The organism is Kineococcus sp. GCM10028916 (genome assembly GCF_042674865.1).
GTDB lineage: Bacteria > Actinomycetota > Actinomycetes > Actinomycetales > Kineococcaceae > Kineococcus.
The window spans coordinates 44,648-63,175 of the sequence record NZ_JBHTFM010000015.1; the positions used below are offsets into that span (position 1 = coordinate 44,648).

Below are 18,528 nucleotides of genomic sequence, written 5' to 3' on the forward strand. Positions count from 1 at the left end.
ACGGGCGTCCGTCCCCACCCGGACGCGTGCGCTCACCCCGTTGCCCGTGGGCACGGCCGTCCTCGTCGAGGTCCCGGCCACCAGCGCGAACCTGGGCCCCGGGTTCGACGCGTTCGGCCTGGCTCTGGACCTGTGCGACGAGGTGCGCGCCGAGGTGGGGGCCCCCGGGGTCCGGGTGCGCGTCGAGGGCCAGGGCGCCGAGGCCTTGCCCACCGACGGCCGGCACCTGGTGGCGCGGGTCCTGCTCGAGGAGCTGGCCGCCGCCGGCTTCTCCGCTCCCGGGCTGGACCTGTTCTGCCGCAACGTGATCCCGCACGGCCGGGGTCTGGGCTCGTCGGCCTCGGCGATCGTCGCCGGCCTTGCCGCGGCCCGCGCCCTGCTGCGCGCCGCCGGGGTCGTGCAGGAGAGCGACGTCCAGACCCGGCAGCGGTTGCTGACCGAGTCGACGCGCCGCGAGGGGCACCCCGACAACGCCGCCCCCGCCGTGCACGGCGGGTTCACCATCGCCTGGACGCGGGGCGAGGACCCGACGCACCCGGACGCCGTCTCCTCGGTCCGCCTGCCCGTGCACCCCGACGTGCGGGCCGTGGTCTGCGTGCCCGCCGAGGAGCTCGCGACGTCGCGGGCCCGGGCGCTGCTGCCCGCCACGGTGCCGCACGCCGACGCCGCGCTGACCGCGGGTCGTGCGGGGCTGCTGGTGCACGCCCTGACCTCGGACCCGTCGCTGCTCTTCGACGCGACCGAGGAACGCCTGCACCAGGCGCAGCGCGCACCCGCGATGCCGCGCACCGCTGAGCTCCTCGCCGCCCTGCGCGCCGAGGGACTGGCGGGTGTCGTCTCCGGGGCCGGGCCCAGCGCGTTGACGTTGACGACAGCCGACCGGGTGGCCGACGTCGAGCGCATCGCGGCGTCGCGGGGAGGCTGGGACGTGCACGACCGCCCCGTGCACCAGCGCGGCGTGCAGTGGCGCGTGGACTGAGACGCGCTGCGGGACAACGGGTACAGACGTCGGCTCGGTTCGTGCGCACGACCCGCCGACGCGTCCGAACGGGGGACGTGGAACGTCTGGCGGCCCCACGGTGTTAGAGTCGTGGACAGCACTCACGGGCAGGGCACTGGAGTCGTACCCACTTCGCACCTCGTTGTCGGGTCGTCTGCAGTTTCATCTCCTCCCTGCTCTCGAGCGCGTCTCCACGTCTGATGTGCGCCCCTCCGCGCGACCGTGGATTCCCATTCCTGCCCGATCGGGCAGTCATCGCGACACCCCGGACCCGGTTCGGCCGGCTCTGCAGGTCAGTCGCTCCGACGAGGGGGAAGGACCTTCGTGACCGACACCACAGACATCGCTGCCACCGACGGCGCGACCGCCGACGCGCCTGCGCGCCGTACCGGCAGCCTCTCCGCCCTGCGACTGCCGCAGTTGCAGTCGCTCGCCGCGGAACTCGGCATCTCGGGCACCGCCCGGATGCGCAAGGTGGACCTGCTCGCGGCCATCCGCGAGCACCAGTCCGTCGTGCCGCAGCGCGGGGGCCGTCCGGCCGCCGCCGCCGAGACGAGCACCCAGACCACCCAGGCCAGTGCGCCGCAGGCCCCGGTCGCCGCTGCGGCACCCGAGGTCCCCGCCGCTGCTGCGGTCGAGGCCCCCGTGGCGGAGGAAGCTCCCGCCACCCGCCCGCCGCGGACACGGTCCCGTCGTGCGAGCTCCTCCGCCGGTGCTCCGCCGGTCGCCGAGCCCGCTGCTCCCGTGCCGTCCGAGGCGCCCGCGCAGCCGGCCGTCGAGGTGCCCGCCACGCGCAACGAGCCGACGCTGGACGACTTCGTCGGGTCTCGCGGCGAGAGCCGCCCGGAGCGCCAGGAGCGCACCGAGTCCCAGGACGGCACCCCGCGCCTGTCCCGCCGCGAGCGGGCCCGTCGTGACCGGGTGCGCGAGCCCGACCAGCAGGTCGAGCTGCCGAACATGCCCCGCCGCGGCGAGAACAGCGCCCCCGAGGCCGAGCAGCGCCCCGAGCGCGCCCGGTCCGAGGCCCGCACGGAACCGCGGGTGGACCGCGAGCCGCGCGAGAACCGCGAAGTCCGCGAACCGCGGGCGGACCGCGAGCCGCGCGTGGAGCGCTCCGAGCGCACCGACCGTCCGGAGCGCCAGGAGCGCACCGACCGTCCCGAGCGCACCGAGAACCGTCCCGAACCCCAGGCGGCGTCGACCAACGGCCCCGGCTCGGGCTACGACGACGACGAGGCCGGTGGCCGTCGTGGCCGTCGCAACCGCTACCGCGACCGCAAGGGTCGCCGGGGCGGCCGTGAGGGCGCACCCGGCGCTCCCGAGATCGACGAGCAGGTCAACGAGGACGACGTCCTGCTGCCCGTCGCGGGGATCCTCGACGTCCTCGACAACTACGCGTTCATCCGCACCTCCGGCTACCTCGCCGGCGCGAACGACGTGTACGTCTCGCTCGGCCAGGTGAAGAAGAACAACCTGCGCCCCGGCGACGCCGTCACGGGTGCCGTCCGTCAGCCCCGCGAGGGCGAGCAGACCGGCGCGCGGTCGAAGTACAACGCGCTCGTCCGCGTCGACACCGTCAACGGTGCCCCGCCCGAGCAGGCCCGCAACCGGCCGGACTTCGCCAAGCTCACGCCGCTCTACCCGCAGGAACGTCTGCGCCTGGAGACCGAGCCCAACGTCCTGACGACGCGCATCATCGACCTGATGTCGCCGCTCGGGAAGGGCCAGCGCGGCCTCATCGTGGCCCCGCCGAAGGCCGGCAAGACGATGGTCATGCAGGCCATCGCCAACGCCATCACGACGAACAACCCCGAGTGCCACCTCATGGTCGTGCTCGTGGACGAGCGTCCTGAAGAGGTCACCGACATGCAGCGGACGATCAAGGGTGAGGTCATCGCCTCCACCTTCGACCGTCCCGCCGCCGACCACACCGCGGTCGCCGAACTCGCCATCGAGCGGGCCAAGCGCCTCGTGGAACTCGGCAACGACGTCGTCGTGCTGCTCGACTCGCTGACCCGCCTGTCCCGCGCCTACAACATCTCGGCGCCCGCCAGCGGCCGGATCCTCTCCGGTGGTGTCGACGCCTCGGCGCTGTACCCGCCGAAGCGCTTCTTCGGTGCGGCCCGCAACGTCGAGAACGGCGGCTCGCTGACGATCCTGGCCTCCGCCCTGGTGGAGACGGGTTCGAAGGCCGACGAGGTCATCTTCGAGGAGTTCAAGGGCACCGGGAACATGGAGGTGCGCCTGTCCCGCCAGCTGGCGGACAAGCGCATCTTCCCCGCGGTCGACGTGCCGGCCTCCGGTACCCGTCGCGAGGAGATCCTCATGTCCCGCGAGGAGCTGGCGACCGTCTGGAAGCTGCGTCGCGTCGTCACCGCGCTCGACGCGCAGGCCTCCATCGAGCTCCTGCTCGACCGCCTCAAGAAGACCCGCAGCAACCTCGAGTTCCTGCAGCAGGTCCAGAGCTCGACCCCCTTGGTGAACAAGGACTGATCGGGAATGCTCTCCGGGGCCGCCGGGTTCCACTACCCGGCGGCTCCTGTGGGAGACTGCTTCGACACCGCAGGTACCGGCTCACGCCAGCACGAACGGCGACCCGGCACCGACTGAGCGCTATGAGGAGATCACCATGAAGGCCGGAATCCACCCGGACTACGTCGAGACCCAGGTCACCTGCACCTGCGGCGCGACGTTCACCACCCGCAGCACCGAGAAGAGCGGCGAGATGCGCGCCGACGTGTGCAGCGCCTGCCACCCCTTCTACACGGGCAAGCAGAAGATCCTCGACACCGGTGGCCGCGTGGCGCGCTTCCAGCAGCGCTACGGCAAGAAGGACGCCAAGTAGCATCACCTCAGCGCCGGTCCCACCGCTTCCACGAGACGCGGAGGGGCCGGCGCTGTCGCGTTCCCGTCCGCCCCTGACCCCTGGAGCTCCTGCGTGTTCGAAGCCGTGACCCCACTGCTCGACGAGCACGCTGAGCTGGAACGCCGGCTGGCCGACCCGTCCGTGCACGCCGACGCCGGACTGGCCCGCACGCTCGGGCGCCGTTACGCGGAGCTGGGGGCGGTCGTCCAGGCGCACGCCACCTGGCGCACCGCGCTCGACGACGCCGAGGCCGCCCGCGAGCTCGCCGCGGAGGACGCCGCCTTCGCCGCCGAACTGCCCGCGCTGCAGGAGGCCGCGGACGAGGCCGCCGAGAGGCTGCGCCGGTTGCTGCTGCCGAAGGACCCCGACGACACCCGCGACGTGATCCTCGAGATCAAGGCGGGGGAGGGCGGGGAGGAGTCCGCGCTGTTCGCCGCCGACATGCTGCGGATGTACCTGCGCTACGCCGAGAAGCACGGCTGGGTCACCGAGGTCATCGACGGCACCCCCAGCGACCTCGGGGGGTGGAAGGACGTCTCGGTGGCGCTGAAGACGCGCGGCGCGGCGGCCGAAGGGGTCTGGCACCGGCTGAAGTACGAGGGCGGGGTCCACCGCGTCCAGCGCGTCCCCGCCACGGAGTCCCAGGGCCGCGTCCACACCTCCGCCGTCGGGGTCCTCGTGATGCCGGAGGCCGAGGAGGTCGAGGTCACCATCGACGCCAACGACCTGCGCATCGACGTCTTCCGCTCCTCCGGCCCGGGCGGGCAGAGCGTCAACACCACCGACTCCGCCGTCCGCATCACGCACCTGCCGACGGGGGTCGTCGCCAGCTGCCAGAACGAGAAGTCGCAGCTGCAGAACAAGGAGTCCGCGATGCGGATCCTGCGGGCCCGCCTGCACGCCGCGGCCCAGGAGGCCGCCGACGTCGAGGCCTCCGCGGCGCGCCGGTCCCAGGTCCGCACCGTCGACCGCTCCGAGCGCATCCGGACCTACAACTACGGCGAGAACCGCATCGCCGACCACCGGACGGGTTTCAAGGCCTACAACCTCGACACCGTCCTCGACGGCGACCTCGACCCGGTCATCCAGTCGGCCATCGACGCCGACGAAGCCGCGCAGCTCGCCGTCTCCGACGTCTGACACCCCGCGAGATGTGACTACGGATCTCTTGCACTGAGTACGGAAGTGCGTAGGATTTGCGTATGGACGACGAACGGTGGGACGTCCTCGAGAAGCGGATCGCGGCCCTCGAAGCCCGGGTGGCCGACGGTGCGGACCTGCGCGAGACCGATGAGTTCTGGGCGCTGCGCGAGCTGAAGCGGCGGGCGGAGGGACGGTCCCACGTCCTCTTCACCGGCAGCCTCACGCTGCCCACGGGTGCGCACTACGAGTGGCAGGAGACCGTCGAGGTCTCCTCCCTGCTTGCGGCGGACCCGACGGGGGCCGTCGCCGTGCTGTCCGCGCTCGCGCACCCCGTCCGCCTGCAGCTGCTGCACCGGGTGCTGCACGGCGGACGCACCGTCGCGGAACTCTCCGAGGGGCTCGGCACGTCCGGGCAGCTGTACCACCACCTGCGTCAGCTGGTCGCCGAAGGCTGGCTGGCCACCTCGGGGCGGGGCGTCTACGACGTCCCGCCGGCGCGCGTCGTCCCGCTCGTGACCCTGCTCGCCACGGCCGGATTGAGATGACCCCATGCCCCTCAACGTGTCACGCCGTTCCCGTCCCACCCTCTTCGTCGTCCTCGCGGCGGCGCTCGTCGCCGGTCTGAGCGCCTTCACCCCGGCGACACCACCGACGCCCACGGCCGACAGCACGGGGGATCCCGCGCTCGCCCGGCGGTTGCGGCTCGCCGTCGGGGACCTCCCGGGTCAGGGGTTCGCCGCGGCCGCGGGGGACCGGTTGACGTCGGCGCAGGCGGCGATCGGGGAGGCTTCGCCGGGTCGTCCCCTCACCGCCACCACGCCGCAGGAGATCGGCTCGGTCACCAAGTCGATGACGGGTCTGCTCTTCGCCGACGCCGTCGAGCGGGGGGAGGTGACCCCCGCGACGACGCTGGGGGAGCTCTACCCCGGTCTCCCGGGAGAACTGGCGGTCACGACCCTGACCGAACTCGCCACCCACACGTCGGGTCTGCCGCGCCTGAGCACCCGCGCGCAGCTGCGGAGCCTCGTCACGAACCTCACCTACGGAAATCCGTACGAGTGGGACACCCCCGGGTCGTTGCTGTCCGACGCCGGTTCCACGTGGCTGCGGACGCCGCGCGGGGAGTTCTCCTACTCCAACCTCGGGTACGCCCTGCTCGGGCAGGCGCTGGCCGTGCGGGCGGGTGCCCCGTACCCGCAGCTGCTGACCGACCGCGTCCTCGCGCCGCTGGGGATGACCGCCACCGTCGCCGCGCCGGACCCGCTCCCCGCCGGTCGGGCGCTGGAACGGGCTGCCGACGGGCGGCGGACCACCCCCTGGAGCTCCACGGGCAGCGTCCCGGCGGGGATCGGCGTCTACTCCACCGCTGCGGACCTGGGGCGGCTCGCCGCCGCGGCGGTCTCCGGCGACGTGCCCGGCTCGGCCGCGCTGGCCGGGTGGGGCTGGTTCCCGGCGGAGGTCGACGGTCGGACGCTGCTCGGCAACAACGGGGCGACGTACGGGGTCCAGAGCTCGATCTGGCTCGAACCCTCCTCCGGCCGCTGGGTCGCGGTCACCTCGCCCAGCGGGTCGGCCGGCGTGGACACCCAGACGATCGCGTTCCGGCTGCTCGGGATCGACGTCTGACCTGCCCGTAGGGTCGGAACGTGCCGAGCGACGTGAGGGAACTGCTGCGCGACGCCGAGCAGCGACTGGCCACCGCGGGGGTGGTGTCCGCCCGCGCGGACGCCGAGGTCCTCCTGGCCCACGCGCTGCGCGTCGACCGCTCCCGCCTCGGGGTCCTCCTCGCGCTGCGCGAGAGCGTCGAGCCCGGGACCTTCGAGCACCTGCTCGACCAGCGCGAGCAGCGCGTTCCGCTGCAGCACCTCACGGGCCGCGCCGGGTTCCGCGAGCTGGACCTGCACGTCGGGCCCGGGGTGTTCGTCCCGCGCCCCGAGACCGAGACCGTCGCCCAGCTCGCCGTCGACGAGACGAGGCGTCTGGTGGCGGCGGGGGAGTTCCCCACCGTCGTCGACCTCTGCACCGGGTCCGGCGCGATCGCCCTGGCCGTCGCGACGGAGGTGCCGCGGTGCGCCGTGCACGCCGTCGAGCTCGATCCCATGGCGCACGCCTGGGCGCGGCGCAACGTCGACGAGTTCGCCCCGCGGGTGGACCTGCGCGAAGGGGACGCCGCGTCCGCTTTCGCCGACCTCGACGGCGAGGTGGACGTCGTCGTGAGCAACCCGCCCTACGTCCCGCCGGGTGCGGTCCCCGTCGACGCCGAGGTGGCGCGCCACGATCCGGAGATCGCGCTCTACGGCCTCGGCGACGACGGACTGCTCGTCCCGCGCCGGGTCGTGGCGGCCGCGGCCCGGTTGCTGCGGCCCGGGGGCTACGTGGTGGTCGAGCACGCCGAGGTGCAGGAACGCTCGGCGCGGGAGATGTTCTCGGCGTCGCTGTGGCAGGACGTCGGCAGCCACCGCGACCTCACCGGCCGTCCCCGCACGACCACGGCCCGTCGTCGCTGAGCGTCGACACCCCGCCGATCCCGCCGCTGTCGTCCTCCCCGTGGCCGACAGTGGGAGACTCCTGCGTGTGAGGCCCCCGTTCGATTGCGCCGACCCCGTCATCCGAGAGCGCGGTCTGTCCGCAGCGCACAACGCCGTGAAGCGCGGTGAGGTGGTCGTGCTGCCCACCGACACCGTCTACGGCATCGGCGCCGACGCGTTCAACCCTGCCGCGGTGCAGCGCCTGCTCGAGGCCAAGGGACGTGGACGCAACATGCCGCCACCCGTCCTCGTGCCCGAGACCCGCACCATCGACGGCCTGGCGTCGTCCATCCCGTTCGCGGTCCGCGAGCTGATCGACGCGTTCTGGCCCGGTGCCCTGACCATCGTCTGCCGCGCCCAGCCCTCGCTGAGCTGGGACCTCGGGGACACCAACGGCACGGTCGCGCTGCGGATGCCGCTGCACCCCGTCGCCCTCGAGCTGCTCAAGCGCACCGGCCCGATGGCCGTCTCGAGCGCCAACCTCTCCGGCCACCCCGCCGCGAACCTCGTCACCGAGGCCGTCGAGCAGCTGGGGGAGTCCGTCCGGGTCTACCTCGACGGCGGTCCGGCGACGAAGGGGGCGCCCTCGACGATCGTCGACGCCTCCGACGGACCGCTGCGGGTCCTGCGCGTCGGGGCGATCTCGGAGGCGGAGCTGCGCGCCGCGGTGCCCAAGGGCTGGGCCGAGCTCGACGAGCCCGACAGCAACGCCGATCCCGAGGCTGACCCCGAGCCTCAGCTCGAGACCGAGGGAACCGGAGCGAGCGCACCGCAGACGAGCGGATGAGGGCCTACCTCCTCGTCATCGTCGTGGCCGCGGCCGTCACGTACCTGACGACACCCCTGGTGCGGCGCCTCGCCCAGCGCGTCGGCGCGATCACCCCGCTGCGTGACCGCGACGTGCACTCGGTGCCCGTGCCGCGGATGGGCGGGGTGGCGATGTTCTTCGGGATGGTCGCCGCCCTGGTCGTGGCGAGCCAGGTGCCGTTCCTCTCCCGCGTCTTCCACGCCGACCCCGGACCGCTGTGGGTCCTCGTCGGCGCCGGGGTGGTCTGTGCCGTCGGCGTCGCCGACGACATCGTCCAGCTCGACGCCGTCACCAAGCTGGCCGGTCAGGTGCTCGCCGCCGGGATCATGGGCTGGCAGGGCGTGAGCCTGCTGCAGCTGCCGATCGGTGGGGTCACCCTGCTCTCGGGCCGGACCATGATGATCATCACGATCCTGGTGGTGCTCGTGTCAGTGAACGCGGTGAACTTCGTCGACGGCCTGGACGGTCTCGCCGCCGGCATCGTCGGGATCGGCTCGATCGCCTTCTTCGGATACTCCTACGCCCTGCAGCGGGGCAGCGCGCCCGACGACTTCTCCTCCCTCGCCACGCTCATCGCCGCGATCACCGTGGGGGTGTGCCTCGGCTTCCTGCCCCACAACTTCCACCCGGCGCGCATCTTCATGGGTGACTCCGGGTCGATGATGCTCGGTCTGCTGATGGCCAGCTCGACCATCGCGGCGACGAGCACGGTCGATCCCGAGGCCGTGGCCAGCGAGAAGATCGCGCCCGCGTTCTTCCCGTTGCTGCTGCCCATCGCGGTCCTGCTGGTCCCGTTCAGCGACATGGTCCTGGCCGTGGTCCGCCGCACGCGGGCGGGCAAGGCGTTCTGGCACCCCGACAAGAAGCACCTGCACCACCGGTTGCTGCAGCTCGGCCACTCCCACCGCGTCGCCGTCCTCGTCATGTACTCGTGGGCGGCGTTCCTGAGCTTCGGGGTGGCCTCCTCGGCCTTCCTCCCGCTGACCCAGGCCTTCGCCGTGGCCTTCGCGGCCGGCTGCGTCGTGCTGGCCCTGACGTTCCTGCCCGTGTACTGGCGACGCAACCGACGGACGGTGGACCCCGTGAACCCGACGGTGAGCGACGAGGAACCCACGCAGAGTGCCGTTGCGGCACCCACGTCCGAGACTTCCCGCACGTGAGCGCGGACGGTCCACGACGTGACGTAGGAGACCCTTCCGCTCGTGATAGCTTTCACGAAGTCTCCCCGGAACGTGACCAACAACCCGGGGTTGCCGCCAGTGAGCCTGTCCCACCGGACGACCCGCCGACGACGGAAGAGAAACCTTTGAGCACCAGCACCGACGCAGGAGTCCAGGCCGCCGAGGCCTTCGGCATCCTGCTTCGCCGCGCGTCCGCGGTGTCGGGTGCGGTTGCTCTGGTCTGCGTCGTCGTCGCCTGGATCTGGCAGGGGAGCGCCTCGGGGCTCTCCGCGCTGATCGGCGGGGCCATCGTCGTGGGGTTCTTCGGAGCCCGCCTGGTGGTCATGCGCAAGGTCACGCGGTCTCGCCCGCAGCTGATCATGATGACCGCGATGGTCGTCTACTCGGTCAAGGTGGTCCTGCTCGGGATCGCGATGCTGCTGCTCACCCGGGTCGACGGGATCTCCGGTCCCGCGCTGGGGTTCACCGTCATCATCACGGCGGTCGTGTGGCTGGCCGCCGAACTCCGCGGCTTCATGAAGCTGCGGATCCCCATCTTCATGACGGACGAGGTCGAGAAGTGAGCCTCGCCAAGCCCTCCGACGCGCCGTCGGCCATGCCCACGGACGCGGGCAACGGCATCACCGAGAAGATCGCCTGGAGCATCACGTCGTACCTGATCTCCGGTGCCCTCATGGGCGCGATGGCGGGTTGGGGTCTCGACCACCTGCTCGGAACCCACTTCATCGTGGGAATCGGCCTCGTCGTCGGCAAGGCGTTGACTTTGTACTACGTGTGGCTCCGGTACGGTACGCACTGACCGCGAGACGCCCGATCACTGTTCAGGGGGCCACGCGGCCGGCACTCCGGCCCCGTACCCACGATGAAGTTCGCACGGAGGAGTTGACGTGAGCCTGCCCCTGCTGGCTGCCGCCGAGCACGGTTACACCGCGCCCGACGCGGAGATGTTCTGGCAGCCGTTGATCGGGAGCGGTCCGTTCGCGATCACGCGTCCGGCCATCGTCTTCGCGCTGTCGGCCGTGCTGATCATCTGGTTGCTGCTCGCCGGTACCAAGCGCCTCGCCGTCGTGCCGGGCAAGAAGCAGATGGTCGTCGAGGCCGCCTACGGCTTCGTGCGCAACTCGATCGCCCGGGAGTGGATCGGCAGCAAGGACTTCCGCAAGTACGTCCCGCTGCTCTTCACCTTCTTCTCGATCATCCTCGTCAACAACCTGTTCGGCGTCATCCCGCCGATCCAGTACCCGACGATGTCGCGCATCGCCTTCCCGCTGGCGCTGACGATCATGCTCTACCTGACCTACCACGTCGTGGGCATCCGCAAGAAGGGCTTCGCCGCCTACTTCGCCGGCGTCGTGCCGCACGGGCTGCCCAAGCCGATCATCCCGCTGGTGTTCTTCCTCGAGGTGCTTTCCATCCTCGTGATCCAGCCGGTGACGATCACGCTGCGACTCTTCGGGAACATGTTCGCCGGTCACCTCATCCTGGTGCTCTTCATCTCCGGCGCGGAGTACATGTTCATCGACGGCGGGATCGGGCTGAAGATCGTCGGCATCCCGACCATCGTCATGGCCTTCGTCCTCACCCTCTTCGAACTCTTCGTCGAGTTCCTCCAGGCGTACGTCTACACGATGCTCGCCGCCTCCTTCATCGCCAGCGCCCTCGCTGACGAGCACTGAACCGCCCCACCCAGACCCCGGGGCGCGAACGTGCGCACCGGCTACGAAAGGAATGACAGAGGACCATGTACGGCTCCCTCGCCATCGTCGGTTACGGTCTCTCCGCCATCGGCCCGGGCATCGGCATCGGCCTGATCTTCGCGGCCTACATCAACGGCGCCGCCCGTCAGCCCGAAGCCCGCGGCATGCTCCAGAGCATCGCCATCCTCGGGTTCGTCCTCGCCGAAGCGCTCGCGATCTTCGGCATCGCCCTCGCCTTCGTGTTCTCGGGCAACGCGCCGTCCTGATCTCGGTCAGGACCCGTCCGCCCCACTGAGTCCGAAGGAGGAATCGTGCTCGTAGCAGCCTTCGCTGCCGCTGGTGAAGAGGTCGTCGAGGGCAACCCGACGTACCCGATCCTGCCGCACCTCGGCGAGCTCATCGTCGGCATCATCTTCGCGATCATCATCTACGCGGTGGTCGCCAAGAAGATCGTCCCGCGCCTCGAGGCCATGTACGAGGAACGGCGTGCCGCCATCGAGGGCAACGTCGAGAAGGCGGAGCGGGCGCAGGAAGAAGCTGCCGCCGCTCTCGCCGAGTACAAGGCTCAGCTCGCCGACGCCCGCGTCGAGGGCAACCGCATCCGTGAGGAGGCGCGCCAGCAGGGCGCGCAGATCCTCGCCGAGATGCGCGAGCAGGCTCAGGCCGAGTCCGAACGCATCACCACCGCGGCGCGCGTGACCATCGAGGCCGAGCGCGTCCAGGCCACGGCGCAGCTGCGCGCGGAAGTCGGTCGCCTCGCGACCGACCTCGCGGGTCGCATCGTCGGGGAGTCGCTGCAGGACACCGCTCGTCAGAGCGGTGTCGTGGACCGGTTCCTGGCCGACCTCGAGCGCAACGAGTCGGGAGTGACCTCCCGATGAGTGGTGAGCTCGACTCCGGCGTCGCGAAGGCGAGCCTCGCCGCCGCGCAGCGTGTGCTCGACCAGCAGTTGGCGGCCGAAGGGGCCGACGCGGGCAAGACCGGTGAGGACCTCTTCGCCGTCACCAGCCTGCTCGACTCCTCGGTCGGCCTGCGCCGGGCGCTGACCGACCCCTCCCGCGAGGGTTCGGCCAAGGCGGACTTCGTCCGCCGCACGCTGTCCGGCCGGATCACCCCGGCTGCTCTCGAGACCGTCGTCGCGCTGGCCTCGGCCCGCTGGACGGCGGGTCGCGACCTGTCCGACGCCACCGAACGGCTCGCCGTGGTCGCGGTCGTCACCCAGGCCGAGAAGTCGGGGCACCTGGACGCGCTGGAGGACGAGCTCTTCCGGTTCTCGCGGACCATCGCCGGCAACGCGGCCCTGCGCGACGCGCTGGCCGACCGCACGGCCCCCGACGCCAACCGCGCGTCGCTGGCCTCGCGGTTGCTGCTCGGCAAGGCCTCGCCCGAGACCGTCCAGCTGGCCCGCCGGGTCGCGACCTCCCCGCGGGGTCTGCGCGCCGAGCACCTGCTGGAGGACTGGGTCGAGGTCGTGGCCCGGCGCCGCGAGCAGCTCGTGGCCCACGTGGTCTCGGCCGTCCCGCTGAACGAGAACCAGCGTGAGCGGCTCGCCGCGTCGCTCTCGCGCCAGTACGGCCGGGCGATCCGCATCAACGTCGACGTCGACCCCCACCTGGTGGGGGGCCTGCGCGTCAGCGTCGGCGACGACGTCATCGACGGGTCGATCTCGACCCGCCTCGACGAGGCCCGTCGCCGCCTGGCCGGCTGACCACCCGTCGAACACCGCTCCCGCGCATCGCGGGGGACAATGGACTTCGAGAACCGCACGATCGACCGCAGGGTCGACACCGCACGACCGACAAGGAGAGCAGGGCTTCCATGGCCGAGCTGACCATCCGCCCGGAGGAGATCCGGGACGCTCTCGACGCCTTCGTGGCGTCGTACGACCCCGGTACCGCCGCGCGTGAGGAAGTCGGCCGCGTGACCGACGCGGGCGACGGCATCGCCCACGTCGAGGGCCTGCCCTCGGTCATGGCGAACGAACTGCTGCGCTTCGCCGACGGGACCCTGGGCCTGGCCCAGAACCTCGACGTGCGCGACATCGGTGTCGTCGTCCTGGGCGACTACGCTGGCATCGAGGAGGGCCAGGAGGTGCACCGCACCGGCGAGGTCCTCTCCGTGCCCGTCGGTGACAACTTCCTCGGCCGCGTCGTGGACCCGCTGGGTGCCCCGATCGACGGTCTCGGCCCGATCGAGGCCGAGACCCGCCGCGCCCTGGAGCTGCAGGCCCCCTCGGTCATGCAGCGCCAGGAGGTCCGCGAACCGCTGCAGACCGGCATCAAGGCGATCGACGCGATGATCCCGGTCGGCCGTGGCCAGCGTCAGCTGATCATCGGCGACCGCCAGACCGGCAAGAGCGCCATCGCGATCGACACGATCATCAACCAGAAGGCCAACTGGGAGAGCGGCGACCCGAAGCAGCAGGTCCGCTGCATCTACGTCGCCATCGGTCAGAAGGGCTCCACGATCGCCGCGGTGCGCCGCAGCCTCGAGGAGGCCGGCGCGATGGAGTACACGACCATCGTCGCGGCCCCGGCGTCCGACCCGGCCGGCTTCAAGTACCTCGCCCCCTACACCGGCTCCTCCATCGGGCAGCACTGGATGTACGGCGGCAAGCACGTCCTCATCGTCTTCGACGACCTGTCGAAGCAGGCCGAGGCCTACCGCGCCGTGTCGCTGCTGCTGCGTCGTCCGCCGGGCCGCGAGGCCTACCCCGGTGACGTCTTCTACCTGCACTCCCGCTTGCTGGAGCGTTGTGCGAAGTTGTCCGACGAGCTCGGTGCCGGTTCCATGACGGGCCTGCCCTTCATCGAGACCAAGGGCAACGACGTCTCGGCGTACATCCCGACCAACGTCATCTCGATCACCGACGGCCAGATCTTCCTGCAGTCGGACCTGTTCAACGCGAACCAGCGTCCGGCCATCGACGTCGGCATCTCGGTGTCCCGCGTCGGCGGCGCTGCGCAGACGAAGGCCATCAAGGGCATCTCCGGCACGCTGAAGCTGGACCTCGCGCAGTTCCGCGCGATGGAGGCGTTCGCGATGTTCGCCTCCGACCTCGACCAGGCCTCGCGCAACCAGCTCGCCCGGGGTGCACGCCTCGTCGAGCTGCTCAAGCAGCCGCAGTACACCCCGTTCTCCCTCGAGGAGCAGGTCGTCTCGATCTGGGCCGGCACCACCGGTCAGCTCGACTCCGTCGAGGTCTCCGACATCTCCCGCTTCGAGCGCGAGTTCCTCGAGTACGTCAAGCGGAACCACGCCGAGCTCATGCAGGGCATCCGCGAGACGAAGCAGTTCTCCGACGGTGCCAAGGACGAGCTCAAGAAGGCCGTCGACGCCTTCAAGCCCCAGTTCTCCGCCGGTTCGCAGGCCTCGGCCGTGCCGACCGACGCTGACGAGGGCCGGACCGACGCCGACGACATCTCGCAGGAGAAGATCACCACCCGCAAGGGCGGGGCCACGGCCGCTCGCGGCTGAGGACCCACAGGCAGTGATGCAAGGACCGAGCGGAGCAAGGAAGAGGAGCAGGACATGGCAGGCCAGCTGAGGGCCTACCGGCGGCAGATCCGCTCGGTCCAGGCGACCAAGAAGATCACGCGCGCGATGGAGCTCATCGCGGCGTCGCGGATCATCAAGGCGCGGGCGAACGTCGCCGCGTCGACCCCGTACGCCCGGGCGCTGACCCGGGCGGTGTCGGCGGCGGCGTCGAACTCCTCGCTCGACCACCCGTTGATCACCGAGAAGTCCGAGGTGAAGCGCGCAGCGGTGCTGCTCTGCTCCTCCGACCGCGGACTCGCCGGGGCCTACTCCTCCAACGTCCTGCGCGAGGGGGAGCGGCTCACCGCGACCCTGCGCGAGGAGGGCAAGGAGGTGGCCCCCTACCTCGTCGGGCGCAAGGCGGCGTCGTTCTACAACTTCCGCCGCCGCGCGGTGGTCGAGGCGTGGGCCGGCTTCACCGACTCGCCCAGCTACGAGGACGCCAAGACGATCGGCGACCGCCTGGTGGCCGACTTCGGCAAGGAGTTCGCCGACGGGGGCGTCGACGAGATCCACGTCGTCTACACGCACTTCGTCAGCATGGTCACTCAGGAGCCCCGGGTCATCCGGCTCCTGCCGCTGGAGGTCGTCGAGGGCGTGGAAGCACCCTCCGAGGGTGACCTGCAGCCGCTGTACGAGTTCGAGCCCAGCGCCGACGCGGTCCTGGACGCCCTGCTGCCGCAGTACGTGAACAGCCGGATCTACAACTGCCTCCTGCAGGCGTCGGCGTCCGAGCTCGCCGCCCGGCAGCGGGCCATGAAGAGCGCGACGGACAACGCGGACGAGCTCATCAAGAAGTTGACCCGGTTGGCGAACAACGCCCGCCAGGCCGACATCACCCAGGAGATCAGCGAGATCGTCGGCGGCGCCGACGCACTGGCCTCCTCCGGCTCGCGCGCCTGACCTCGCGCTCGGCCCCCACCCACTTCAGCACCAACGCACGCGACGAAGGAAGCCCGAGGAGCGACATGACCGCCACCGTCAACGAAGCGCCGAGCAGCACCAGCAAGGGTGCGACCGGACGCATCGCCCGAGTCATCGGCCCCGTCGTCGACGTCGAGTTCTCGGCCGACACGATGCCCGAGCAGAACAACGCCCTCACCACCGAGGTGAGCATGGGCGGGCTGACCCAGACCGTGACGCTCGAGGTGGCCTCCCACCTCGGCGACAACATGGTGCGGGCCATCTCGCTCAAGCCGACCGACGGCATGGTCCGCGGGGCCTCCGTCGTCGACACCGGTGCGCCGATCTCGGTCCCGGTGGGCAACGTGACGCTGGGCCGCGTGTTCAACGCCATCGGCGAGTGCCTCAACCTCGACGAGGGCGAGAAGCTCGAGGTCACCGAGCGCTGGCCGATCCACCGCAAGGCGCCGAACTTCGACCAGCTCGAGTCCCGGACCACGATGTTCGAGACCGGCATCAAGGTCATCGACCTCCTCACCCCCTACGTCCAGGGCGGGAAGATCGGTCTCTTCGGCGGTGCGGGCGTCGGCAAGACCGTCCTCATCCAGGAGATGATCCAGCGCGTCGCCCAGAACCACGGTGGTGTGTCGGTGTTCGCCGGTGTCGGCGAGCGCACCCGTGAGGGCAACGACCTCATCGGCGAGATGGCCGAGGCCGGCGTCTTCGACAAGACGGCCCTCGTCTTCGGCCAGATGGACGAGCCGCCGGGCACGCGTCTGCGCGTGGCCCTGTCCGCCCTGACGATGGCGGAGTACTTCCGCGACGTGCAGAACCAGGACGTGCTGCTCTTCATCGACAACATCTTCCGGTTCACCCAGGCGGGTTCGGAGGTGTCGACCCTGCTGGGCCGCATGCCCTCCGCCGTGGGCTACCAGCCGACGCTGGCCGACGAGATGGGCACCCTGCAGGAGCGCATCACCTCGACCCGCGGTCACTCGATCACCTCGCTGCAGGCGATCTACGTCCCCGCCGACGACTACACCGACCCGGCGCCGGCCACGACGTTCGCGCACCTGGACGCCACGACCGAGCTCTCCCGCGAGATCGCCTCGCGCGGTCTGTACCCGGCCGTGGACCCGCTGACCTCCACGTCGCGCATCCTGGACCCGCTCTACATCGCGCAGGACCACTACGACACCGCGGTCCGCGTGAAGCAGATCCTGCAGCGCAACAAGGAACTCCAGGACATCATCGCCATCCTCGGTGTCGACGAGCTGTCGGAGGAGGACAAGCTGACGGTGAGCCGTGCCCGCCGCGTCCAGCAGTTCCTCTCCCAGAACACCTACATGGCCGAGAAGTTCACCGGTGTCGAGGGTTCGACGGTTCCGCTCAAGGACACCGTCGAGAGCTTCAAGCGCATCGCGGACGGCGAGTTCGACCACGTCGCCGAGCAGGCCTTCTTCAACGTCGGTGGCCTCGAGGACGTCGAGCGCAAGTGGGCTCAGATCCAGAAGGAGAACTGACCCGTGGCGCTGCAGGTCGAACTGGTGGCCGCCGACCGCTCCGTGTGGTCGGGCGAGGCCTCGCTGGTCCGCGCCCGCACGGCCGAGGGTGAGATCGGCATCATGGGTGGCCACGAGCCGTTGCTGGCCATCCTCGCCCCCGGTGACGTGGCCATCACCGGCTCGGGCTCGGAGGGGATCACCGCCACCGTCAGCGGCGGGTTCTTCTCGGTCGACCACGACAAGGTGACGATCGTCGCCGAATCCGTCGAGGTCGGCGCCGGAACGCGCTGAGAACGACCGAGGACGACGCGTGCACGAGTTCCTGCTCTCCCTGGAGATCGCAGGAGCCTGTGCCGTCCTCCTCCTGCTCGTCCTCGTCGCGGTCGTCCTGCGGCGGCGTCGGCTGACGTCGCGGCTGGGCACCTTCGACTGCTCCATCCGCCAGCCCAGGGGTTCCCGCCGTCGGTGGGCCCTGGGTGTGGCGCGGTACGAGACCGACCGTCTCGACTGGTACCGCACGTTCTCGTTGTCCCCGCGCCCGTCGTGCACCTACGCACGACGGGCGCTCGGCGTGACCCTCTTCCGCGAGGCCGAGGGTTCCGAGCTCATCGCCGTCCAACCCGGCGCGATGGTCGTCGAGTGCCGCCACGAAGGCGTGGAGATCGAACTCGCGATGTCGCACGACGCCTACACCGGCTTCGCGTCCTGGTTGGAGTCCGCCCCGCCCGGGCAGGGCGTGAACATCGCCTAGGGCGGTGCCGCTCGTCAGGTGCGCGGACCCTTGAGGATCTGACGCGCCAACCCCGCTTCGTTCGGGAAGACCATGACCCGCGGCCCCTCCGTCGTGGGGGCGAGCGTCGCCCGGATCCCGGCGTCCACGAGGGTGCGGCGCTGCACCTCGGCCTCGACGAAGGTGCCGGGGGAGGAGACCACCTCGAGCAGGCCGTAGTCGTCGCTGGCGCCCTGCTGGGGGCGACGTTCGACGAGCGAACGGCCGTGCGAGAACGTCCACCGCAGCAGCAGCACCAGCACCCCGACGACGACCAGGGCGACGCTCGGCCCGACGGCGTAGTGGTAGCTGGTCCAGTTCACCCCCCCATCATCCCCGCCGTGTCCAACGCCGGGATCCCGCCGTGCGCTCCCGCGTCTCCGGAAGGTCACCGTCTGGCAACGGCGGGGAAAATGACCACTCAGCGGTACCCATTGGTGGCAGAGTGTGTTCGCGGGATGCTCGTTCGTCCCGGTGGCCCCAGGAGCCACACGCAGGTTCCTCGCGAGCGGTGCGTATGACCTCGCCCCTGGGTGCAACCGGAGAACGGCGTCCTGCGTCAGACCGGTGACGATCACGACGACACGACGA

The 18,528-nt window shown here is 70.9% G+C and carries 21 protein-coding genes; 20 read left to right on the forward strand and 1 reads right to left on the reverse strand.

The genetic code is table 11. From position 1 onward, the window contains the following. Positions 1–40 precede the first annotated feature (40 nt). The 20 genes from thrB to ACFQ46_RS13535 all read left to right on the forward strand — a co-directional run bounded on the left by thrB (position 41) and on the right by ACFQ46_RS13535 (position 17,919). Positions 41–979 carry a homoserine kinase gene (gene thrB, locus ACFQ46_RS13440; protein WP_380259999.1) on the forward strand — a complete coding sequence of 313 codons (939 nt, stop codon included), beginning with the start codon at positions 41–43 and terminating at the stop codon, positions 977–979. A gap of 345 nt (positions 980–1,324) precedes the next feature. Beyond that, positions 1,325–3,493: a transcription termination factor Rho gene (gene rho / locus ACFQ46_RS13445; protein ID WP_380259928.1), complete on the forward strand. Its 2,169-nt coding sequence runs from the start codon at positions 1,325–1,327 to the stop codon at positions 3,491–3,493. Between the two features lie 136 nt (positions 3,494–3,629). After that, positions 3,630–3,845 (forward strand): 50S ribosomal protein L31, encoded by a 216-nt coding sequence (gene rpmE, locus ACFQ46_RS13450; RefSeq protein ID WP_328292254.1) that lies wholly within the window; start codon positions 3,630–3,632, stop codon positions 3,843–3,845. Between the two features lie 93 nt (positions 3,846–3,938). Further along, complete coding sequence (gene prfA, locus ACFQ46_RS13455) at positions 3,939–5,006, forward strand: peptide chain release factor 1 (RefSeq protein WP_380259929.1); 1,068 nt, start codon at positions 3,939–3,941, stop codon at positions 5,004–5,006. 62 nt (positions 5,007–5,068) lie between these two features. Continuing rightward, positions 5,069–5,554 (forward strand): ArsR/SmtB family transcription factor, encoded by a 486-nt coding sequence (locus tag ACFQ46_RS13460; RefSeq protein WP_380259930.1) that lies wholly within the window; start codon positions 5,069–5,071, stop codon positions 5,552–5,554. A gap of 4 nt (positions 5,555–5,558) precedes the next feature. Next, the gene (locus ACFQ46_RS13465) at positions 5,559–6,635 is read left to right on the forward strand and encodes a serine hydrolase domain-containing protein (RefSeq protein WP_380259931.1); all 1,077 of its coding nucleotides are present in this window, start codon (positions 5,559–5,561) and stop codon (positions 6,633–6,635) included. Between the two features lie 20 nt (positions 6,636–6,655). Continuing rightward, a complete protein-coding gene (gene prmC / locus ACFQ46_RS13470) occupies positions 6,656–7,516 on the forward strand; it encodes a peptide chain release factor N(5)-glutamine methyltransferase (protein WP_380259932.1) in 861 nt (286 codons plus the stop codon). Between the two features lie 67 nt (positions 7,517–7,583). Then, positions 7,584–8,324, forward strand: a complete 741-nt coding sequence (locus ACFQ46_RS13475; protein WP_380259933.1) for an L-threonylcarbamoyladenylate synthase — start codon at positions 7,584–7,586, stop codon at positions 8,322–8,324. Continuing rightward, the gene (locus ACFQ46_RS13480; RefSeq protein WP_328292248.1) at positions 8,321–9,505 is read left to right on the forward strand and encodes an MraY family glycosyltransferase; all 1,185 of its coding nucleotides are present in this window, start codon (positions 8,321–8,323) and stop codon (positions 9,503–9,505) included. The genes ACFQ46_RS13475 and ACFQ46_RS13480 overlap by 4 nt, the downstream gene beginning before the upstream one ends. A gap of 146 nt (positions 9,506–9,651) precedes the next feature. Next, positions 9,652–10,089: a hypothetical protein gene (locus ACFQ46_RS13485; RefSeq protein WP_380259934.1), complete on the forward strand. Its 438-nt coding sequence runs from the start codon at positions 9,652–9,654 to the stop codon at positions 10,087–10,089. Beyond that, positions 10,086–10,325 carry a hypothetical protein gene (locus ACFQ46_RS13490; protein WP_380161464.1) on the forward strand — a complete coding sequence of 80 codons (240 nt, stop codon included), beginning with the start codon at positions 10,086–10,088 and terminating at the stop codon, positions 10,323–10,325. The genes ACFQ46_RS13485 and ACFQ46_RS13490 overlap by 4 nt, the downstream gene beginning before the upstream one ends. Positions 10,326–10,413: 88 nt before the next feature. Then, positions 10,414–11,202 carry a F0F1 ATP synthase subunit A gene (gene atpB, locus ACFQ46_RS13495; RefSeq protein WP_380259935.1) on the forward strand — a complete coding sequence of 263 codons (789 nt, stop codon included), beginning with the start codon at positions 10,414–10,416 and terminating at the stop codon, positions 11,200–11,202. A gap of 65 nt (positions 11,203–11,267) precedes the next feature. Then, a complete protein-coding gene (gene atpE, locus ACFQ46_RS13500; protein WP_380259936.1) occupies positions 11,268–11,489 on the forward strand; it encodes an ATP synthase F0 subunit C in 222 nt (73 codons plus the stop codon). Positions 11,490–11,534: 45 nt separating this feature from the next. After that, on the forward strand, positions 11,535–12,104 hold the full coding sequence (locus ACFQ46_RS13505) for a F0F1 ATP synthase subunit B (RefSeq protein WP_380259937.1): 570 nt from the start codon (positions 11,535–11,537) through the stop codon (positions 12,102–12,104). Beyond that, entirely contained in the window at positions 12,101–12,931 is an 831-nt protein-coding gene (locus ACFQ46_RS13510; protein WP_380259938.1) for a F0F1 ATP synthase subunit delta, read from the forward strand. Before ACFQ46_RS13505 ends, ACFQ46_RS13510 begins: the two co-directional genes overlap by 4 nt. A 110-nt stretch (positions 12,932–13,041) precedes the next feature. Beyond that, positions 13,042–14,700, forward strand: a complete 1,659-nt coding sequence (atpA, locus tag ACFQ46_RS13515; protein ID WP_380259939.1) for a F0F1 ATP synthase subunit alpha — start codon at positions 13,042–13,044, stop codon at positions 14,698–14,700. 54 nt (positions 14,701–14,754) lie between these two features. Beyond that, the gene (locus ACFQ46_RS13520) at positions 14,755–15,663 is read left to right on the forward strand and encodes a F0F1 ATP synthase subunit gamma (RefSeq protein WP_380259940.1); all 909 of its coding nucleotides are present in this window, start codon (positions 14,755–14,757) and stop codon (positions 15,661–15,663) included. Positions 15,664–15,728: 65 nt separating this feature from the next. After that, on the forward strand, positions 15,729–17,186 hold the full coding sequence (gene atpD / locus ACFQ46_RS13525; RefSeq protein WP_380259941.1) for a F0F1 ATP synthase subunit beta: 1,458 nt from the start codon (positions 15,729–15,731) through the stop codon (positions 17,184–17,186). 3 nt (positions 17,187–17,189) lie between these two features. Further along, positions 17,190–17,459 (forward strand): F0F1 ATP synthase subunit epsilon, encoded by a 270-nt coding sequence (locus ACFQ46_RS13530; protein ID WP_328292238.1) that lies wholly within the window; start codon positions 17,190–17,192, stop codon positions 17,457–17,459. 19 nt (positions 17,460–17,478) lie between these two features. Beyond that, positions 17,479–17,919 (forward strand): DUF2550 domain-containing protein, encoded by a 441-nt coding sequence (locus ACFQ46_RS13535; RefSeq protein WP_380259942.1) that lies wholly within the window; start codon positions 17,479–17,481, stop codon positions 17,917–17,919. 14 nt (positions 17,920–17,933) lie between these two features. Here ACFQ46_RS13535 and ACFQ46_RS13540 read toward each other — a convergent pair whose 3' ends face one another. Beyond that, a complete protein-coding gene (locus tag ACFQ46_RS13540; RefSeq protein WP_380259943.1) occupies positions 17,934–18,260 on the reverse strand; it encodes a hypothetical protein in 327 nt (108 codons plus the stop codon). Positions 18,261–18,528: the final 268 nt, after the last annotated feature.